The organism is Methyloceanibacter sp., assembly GCF_058506495.1.
The window spans coordinates 1-6,222 of the sequence record NZ_JBZMXT010000105.1 but is presented as its reverse complement, the minus strand read 5'-3'; the positions used below and the strand labels follow the sequence as shown (position 1 = coordinate 6,222).

Annotated in this window: 7 protein-coding genes; 2 read left to right on the top strand and 5 right to left on the bottom strand. The window is 56.6% G+C overall.

What is annotated here, in order from left to right; translation table 11 throughout:
• A partial coding sequence (locus tag AC33YF_RS12430; RefSeq protein WP_491777524.1) for an alpha/beta-hydrolase family protein occupies positions 1-193 on the top strand: 193 nt, incomplete at its 5' end.
• Positions 194-244: 51 nt separating this feature from the next.
• On the opposite strand, the gene AC33YF_RS12425 is transcribed toward AC33YF_RS12430, so the two are convergent.
• From AC33YF_RS12425 to AC33YF_RS12410, 4 genes are all read right to left on the bottom strand, one after another.
• Positions 245-1,006: an alpha/beta fold hydrolase gene (locus AC33YF_RS12425; protein WP_491777523.1), complete on the bottom strand. Its 762-nt coding sequence runs from the start codon at positions 1,004-1,006 to the stop codon at positions 245-247.
• Positions 1,007-1,853: 847 nt separating this feature from the next.
• Entirely contained in the window at positions 1,854-2,285 is a 432-nt protein-coding gene (locus AC33YF_RS12420; protein WP_491777522.1) for a CBS domain-containing protein, read from the bottom strand.
• Positions 2,286-2,971: 686 nt separating this feature from the next.
• The gene (locus AC33YF_RS12415; protein WP_491777521.1) at positions 2,972-3,220 is read right to left on the bottom strand and encodes a hypothetical protein; all 249 of its coding nucleotides are present in this window, start codon (positions 3,218-3,220) and stop codon (positions 2,972-2,974) included.
• A 1,088-nt stretch (positions 3,221-4,308) separates the two neighbouring features.
• Positions 4,309-4,575, bottom strand: a complete 267-nt coding sequence (locus AC33YF_RS12410) for a helix-hairpin-helix domain-containing protein (protein WP_491777520.1) — start codon at positions 4,573-4,575, stop codon at positions 4,309-4,311.
• 501 nt (positions 4,576-5,076) lie between these two features.
• Here AC33YF_RS12410 and AC33YF_RS12405 point away from each other — a divergent pair.
• Positions 5,077-5,364 (top strand): hypothetical protein, encoded by a 288-nt coding sequence (locus AC33YF_RS12405; protein ID WP_491777519.1) that lies wholly within the window; start codon positions 5,077-5,079, stop codon positions 5,362-5,364.
• Positions 5,365-5,664: 300 nt separating this feature from the next.
• On the opposite strand, the gene AC33YF_RS12400 is transcribed toward AC33YF_RS12405, so the two are convergent.
• Positions 5,665-6,222 (bottom strand): substrate-binding periplasmic protein (locus tag AC33YF_RS12400; protein WP_491777518.1); only part of this gene is annotated, 558 nt, incomplete at its 5' end.

The window sequence follows — 6,222 nt, the reverse complement described above, 5'->3', positions numbered from 1 at the left end:
CAGACATCCCCGGCCTCACGATATGATGCTTGGCATGGCCGTGCCGCCAGGACGCGGTCACAACTACGCGGTAGACGACTATATCGAGGCATGGTCCGCCGTAACCGCGTGCTCGAACTGGGCCGATGCGGACGCAGACCAACTTGCTACCGAGATCGAGACCGAAGCGGCCATGCACAGTGGATCGTGGTAACCAAAGAGCACCATCCTAAGGTGCTGCTGTGGATTCCTGATCACTTCGGCATCACTTAGCGGTCAAGCGACGCGCCAATTCGCGATAGGTCAAGTCGGGATCGAAATGCCCGGTTCTAAGGAAGATCATCACCTGAGCAATAACCAGCGGATTGTTCATCATAAAGGTATGGGTAGCCGGCAGGATGATGTGATCGGCCATGCCTTCGATCTTCGTGCTCTCGACTGAAACAGCCCCATCGTCCGCGCCGGGAATCGTGGCGGAGAAAACTGGGTTCAACGATCGATTTCCGGCGATTACGCCGAGGTCGAAATCGACCGGGCCTAATTGCGCCGGAACGCCTTCATTTCCGGTGCCAAGTTCCTGGCCTGCAGGTCCGGTCAGGAACCGGTAGAGGGCGAGGTCAGACATTGCGTCGACGACTTCGGAGCCTTGGTTTGGAGGAGCCAGCATGACGACGCGCCCGAGGTTCGCCCCGTCGTTCATTCCAATCCAACCGCGCACGAGGATACCGCCGAGAGAATGCGTGACGAAGTTCACGGTCCGATTCTTACAAGTGGCGACCGCGTCGTCGAGGTGGCCGACCAATTCCTCGATCGTCGCACTGCGGGAGGGATAGTCGAGATTTGCCACTTGGTAGCCCGCTGCGGAAAGGAGTTGCTCAATCAGAAAAAGCGACCCGTCCCCTCGGCCAAGACCGTGGACTAGGACCACACATTCATTCTCGACCTGGGGAATGCGGTCCGACGAATCCTGTGCCGACGACACACTCAACGTCAGCAGGACGAAGCAGAGCAGGAGCATCATGCGCATGATGTGGCCTCTGAGGATTGCCGCGGGGTTGGGCGCGCAGCGTAAGACGCGCCGGCCACGTTATTGAATACAGCACTTGAGACCGTATGTCTGGCGATCCATGCCCGGGTGCTCCATCCCCTTGCGTTCGAGCAACCGTCCGACCGAACGTAAGTCCGCTTTGGGTCACTAAGCGACATCAGAACGCAACTCGGCGACTTCCGCTTTACACCCGAAAGCCGACATGCCCAGCCTCGCGTTTGAGGTCCGCCAAGTGCCAAGAGCCGACATTGAGGCTTGGGCCATAGCGTCCGATTTTGACTGCTATGTAGACGTAGACCGCGCCTTCCTAAGCCGCCTGTACGAGGGCGGAATAGAATGCCTGCATGTCCGCACCTTGTGGTCCGGCCCGATGTACCCCTTGATAAGCCCGTGCGCCATCTGGCGTGGTTTAGCGTCGTTGTCGTCTGTCATGGGAGTCCCTCTATGACTCCCCCCGCGCATGGTAAGCTTGGCAATTGGACATAACCGATCACCAGCAGCGGTGGGTTCGAGAGTGGGCGAAGCGCACGCCATGCGTGGAAGAGGTTTGGCTTTTCGGGAGTCGAGCAAGAGGTGGCGCAAAGCCAACAGTGTAATGGAGCGACTAATCGCCACTCCTGCTCATGGCCCCAACAGCAGTATCGGGAGCGCGCCGACATCGTCCTGGTGTCAGCGACGCCGGGATTATCTCGTGAGCCAAACGAGAGTGGCCACCAACGCAACTATGATGAGCGGAGAGTATTTGAGCGCATAGGCCGCAACCAAATAGATCATCTCAACCTCTCTCATCCGCAGAAGCATCAATCAGAACCGCGGAGACTCCCGGCTACGCGGAACTGATGTGCTCTCGCAGAGCATCTGATTCAGCTTCAGCATTCTCAAGGTGCTCCCTGACCAGATCTCCAATCGAGACGATGCCAACCAGTCTACCCTTCTCCACAACAGGCATGTGGCGGAACTGGTGAGTCGCCATTTCGGTCAATAGTCGTTGGTTCGTGTCGGCTTTGTTCGCGGTCACCACGGCCGTGGTCATGAAGTCAGAGACAGGTCTACTCAAGGCTTGTTGACCGGCCTTACCGACCGCTCTCATAACATCGTGCTCTGACACAATGCCGCAAACTTTGTCTTCATTCTCCACGATGACAACGCAGCCAATGCGATGCCTAGCGAGTAGCTCTGCGATATGATGTAGCGATCTCCCAGCGGTGGCAGTAACTACGCCATTATCCTTAGATACCGGGTTGCCGGTGGCATTCATGCCGTTCCTCCAGTCTCAGTTAACCTTGCGGCCTGACAATAACTGCAGCTGCGCATGGTCATGTTCGCGGGCCTCATCGAAGGTGACTCAGCGTCAAGATCAGCACCGCCGCGAACAGCGCGCCAGTGATGAGGAACGAGAAAATGCCGGGCCAGCGACTCGGAGTATGGGATATGATGCCGTGGTTCTTCATTGGGTTCGGCTAGCGCGATCGAAGTGGTCGTACACAGTGGCCCGCTTCGTTGCGCCATTTGCGCGCCGATCGGTTCCCCTTCAGTAGAGCTGTCAGTCAGTCTCACGGATCGAATCGTGAGTCATGCGAAGCGAAAGTCGTGAGCGATGCGGAGACTAGTGCCTATTCCGGGGATCCATGCGATATCGGTTCGCACAAACACACTCAGAGGCGTACTCAACCGGTGTTTTCGGCTCAGACAATTCAGGCGGAAGTCGTTACGCGCTCAGCCACTAGGAGCTGCAGTCGCGTTGCCAGTGATAGCTCCATCCTGCGCCTTTCTTAAACGAATAGCGAGTCAAGTGATCCTTGGCCGTTCAAGAGGCGGACCTGATGGCATATCCGGGTTGGGTGGTCAGTAAACTTCGTCGCCCCGAGAGTGTATTTAGCTACCTAACGGTCGTCAGCAAGAGCCGACTCACGACCGACAGACCCGTTAGCGCAAAGGGTTTGGTCAAACGACATCTTTGCGAGACAGCGGGTAACTTGCACTTTCGTATAGCAAGCGAATTTGGTGACCATCGAACCTATTCTCTTCGACCTCAAGGTAGGTGCCCAAGAGATACTGAGACGGAAGCTCTTCGATGGCGAAGCGCAATGCTTCGGCGGCAACCTCGAAGCGTTTGTAGGTAATGTGCCCAAGACCGCGCTTGCAGCTCCGGGCTGGATAAAGTTCGGCCATCGCGGCGTAATCAAACGTCATATCATCAAATCCTTTCGTGGTGTGCACACACTGAGCTGGCCAACGACCTTTCGAGCGCTCTATCGACTCTGCGCTCCACGGTTGCGATGAGTGGCGTTACGGGAAATGTGCGACCTCCTACCTCGCCAAACGTCTCGTGCTTTGATCAGCGCGGCCTCGAATTCGGAAACGGAGGAATCGTGCAGTACCGGTTCTGTCCGGTTGAGAGAGTCGCCGTCGCGGCTGCGAGTGATACTGGCAAGCTGATCTGCAAACCGAACATGCAAAATAGGGCGCCTGGCATTCATTTTTTGGCCTCTTTGTTTTGAATCGTAGCGCGGATCGCGAGCGGATATCGCAGGCCGACTATCGAGGCCTGGTCTAGGGAAATTGTTCGCGCTGATTTTGTCGGCGAAGGGCTGCGCAGGCGTCTGCGCGCCCCGCGTCACATACAGTGACTAAATCCGCCACCTACACTGATATGGGCACTCAGGGGGCAAATTGCGAGTAGCCCGTTTGCGAACGTCAAAGTTGCTGACAAAGTTTGCAGTGAGCCGGTTGCGTGTAGGTCCGCGGGGGGGTCAATTTGCCAACGTTTCGGTATTTACGCGGGACGAGCGGACCCAGTGAAGTTTGCTGAGCATGGTTTGGGGCAAGGTCAAAAGTTCGGTCCGACTCATTCATGTGCACCAAGTGCCATAAGCATACGTAAGCCGGACGTTGCGGAGATGGCGCGGGCGTTACTCGGGCTCCAGGTCATGGCGCAACTTATAGAACGAACGCAAATCCTCCTCGGACAATCGAATCCAAGTTGCCCCTAGAGCCGTCGCCCAGAGATTGCAGGTGAAACACCCTCGCAAGCGTTGCCCAAAGTTATCAATCTCCTTCAGGGGTTGATGGCATTGCTGGCAACGGTGAGCTTGGTACTCAGGCATGAAGCAAGACCCTACCTCTAGGTGAAGCTACCGCGCCATCCCCGGCGGGAGCTTCGGTGTTGTCCGCCGTCTGCTGATGGTCTCATCGCACAAATCGCATCAGATTACGTTTGCGAACTGGTTTCGCCGAGGTTCAGATGACCATTCTTACTTACTTGGTGTGGTGATCCTGCCTTATCGGATTGGACCGCTGTGACACCCGGATTCCTCGGAAGACTTACTGCTTACGGAAGGGCCGAGATAGCTGCTCTCTTGGAGACTATAGGCCACGTGCCGATCAAAGCCGGGAACTTGTTCTATCTCGTCCCAACTTCTGTAAGGTCGATGTTGAACCAGCGCTTTGGCTTGTTTCGGGTCTAGCTTACCCACGCGAACAAGAGTGTCGAAGGACGCAGAATTGAGGTTGGCACGATAGTACTGGACGGACGGACTAAAAGGCATTGCTGTTCCTCTTGATGGAATTGTCGATGTGCGTCGCGACAAGGACGAACTACCGCACCCGGCTCGAGTGTAGGATTAGCTAGACAGCCAGATAGGAACTGCCTCGCCGCTACCACAAGGTGCGGCGAATAGCTTAGTGCGTAGCTGTAGCAGCCATCGTCGAACTCTCAACGACGCCCATCGACTATGCGCCCTTCGGAGGCAAATAGCCAGTCGAGACACTGTTATGGCCCAGAAAGTAAAAAATGCAGGTTTCGAATGTCTGCTTAGGGTCATTAGCGGACAAAGGAACGCGACTCGGCAACGACCGCTTTACACCCGCAAGCAGACATCTTGGACCTCCGCATTGAGGTCTGCTTGGTGCCATAAGCGGTGACTGGTCCCGGCTTCCCGCGCGCAGACCTAGGCGGACAGTAACTGCTCGCGCACATCATCCATGTGGTACATTCGCCAGACAAAGAGGGTTCGTACAGAAGAGCTCCTGGCTTGAGGGAGGGAACAATGCTCAAGATCACAACCGGACTGGTCGCCGTCGCGGCTCTACTAGCGGCTGGACTTACTCCGACACAGGCAAATGCTGCGCCGCCGGTGCTGGAGGTAAAGCAGCCACCCCTCGTCGAGGAGGCTCGGTATCGCGCACGCACTGTACGTGGTCCTTACGTTCGGCGCCCGATCACGCGCCGTCCGGTAACCCGCACCCTTCGGGGCGTAGGCCGCGCAGCACGCAGTGTAGGCAATGCTGCGCGTAGCGTGGGCCGCACAGCGCGTCGTCTGAGCAGGATTTTCTAGAAGGCAACAAGCTTCACGCGAGAAAACTTTACAGCGTCGTCGTGCTGGTCGCACTGAGTGATGTCCGCTTTGCGTCATTAGCTGACATCAGGCGGCCGAGCCGGCACGACCGCTTTCCACCCGAAAGCAGACATTCTCTCCCGCGGCATTTGCGTCAGCTATGTGCCAAAAGCGGACATGCTCGAATGTAACTGTCGGTCGATCCGCGTCGTCAAGCCGACTAGCTAAAAGCGTCCCGTAGATCGACGCCCTTGGAGTGGTTCGCCTAAGCGCGCGGCGGTGACTGCTGGGCTTGACCCACTACTGTTTCATTTGTGCCTTGTCCCAGGCATTCGAGGCATCCTTGACCATCTTTTCGAAGCTGCCGTCTGTTGTCAGTTCTGTAACGCTCTGACCAAAGTCCGCTGCAAGAGAGCGACATGGCGATTTCTTCGAAAATGCAACGAACATCTCGGCTGTGAGCAAAGCCTGATCAAGCGGCACGACCTTGTCTTTCAAACCTTCCTTCGCTGCCTCTGACAGGCCGGGATGGTAGCCGGCGATCAGGTAGTCTGCTTTGCCCGCAACCAGGTCCTGAAGGGCTTGTCCAATACCGTCTGTGCGCGTCACGTCGAGCTTTTCTCTCATGAAGGCATCAAAATCGTTGCCGTAACTCTCCCCCTTGTTCGTCACGCCTTTCTTGCCGATCAGATCCTGCTTGTCCTTGAAGGGAAACTCTTTCCCCTTGGCCACGAACACCGCGACGTCGTCATACATGAAGGCGGGTTGGACAAAATCGAGATAGCCTGCACGCGCATCGTTGTAGTAGATGCCGAAGATGAGATCGGCTTCGCCCTCTCGTGTTGCCGCTTGCGCGGC

What these genes read in the sequence shown, in the direction of transcription:
- AC33YF_RS12410 (WP_491777520.1), bottom strand. Translation starts at nt 4,575, where the DNA reads ATGCCTTTTAGTCCGTCCGTCCAGTACTATCGTGCCAACCTCAATTCT.
- AC33YF_RS12415 (WP_491777521.1), bottom strand. Translation starts at nt 3,220, where the DNA reads ATGACGTTTGATTACGCCGCGATGGCCGAACTTTATCCAGCCCGGAGC.
- AC33YF_RS12420 (WP_491777522.1), bottom strand. Translation starts at nt 2,285, where the DNA reads ATGAATGCCACCGGCAACCCGGTATCTAAGGATAATGGCGTAGTTACT.
- AC33YF_RS12425 (WP_491777523.1), bottom strand. Translation starts at nt 1,006, where the DNA reads ATGCGCATGATGCTCCTGCTCTGCTTCGTCCTGCTGACGTTGAGTGTG.
- AC33YF_RS12405 (WP_491777519.1), top strand. Translation starts at nt 5,077, where the DNA reads ATGCTCAAGATCACAACCGGACTGGTCGCCGTCGCGGCTCTACTAGCG.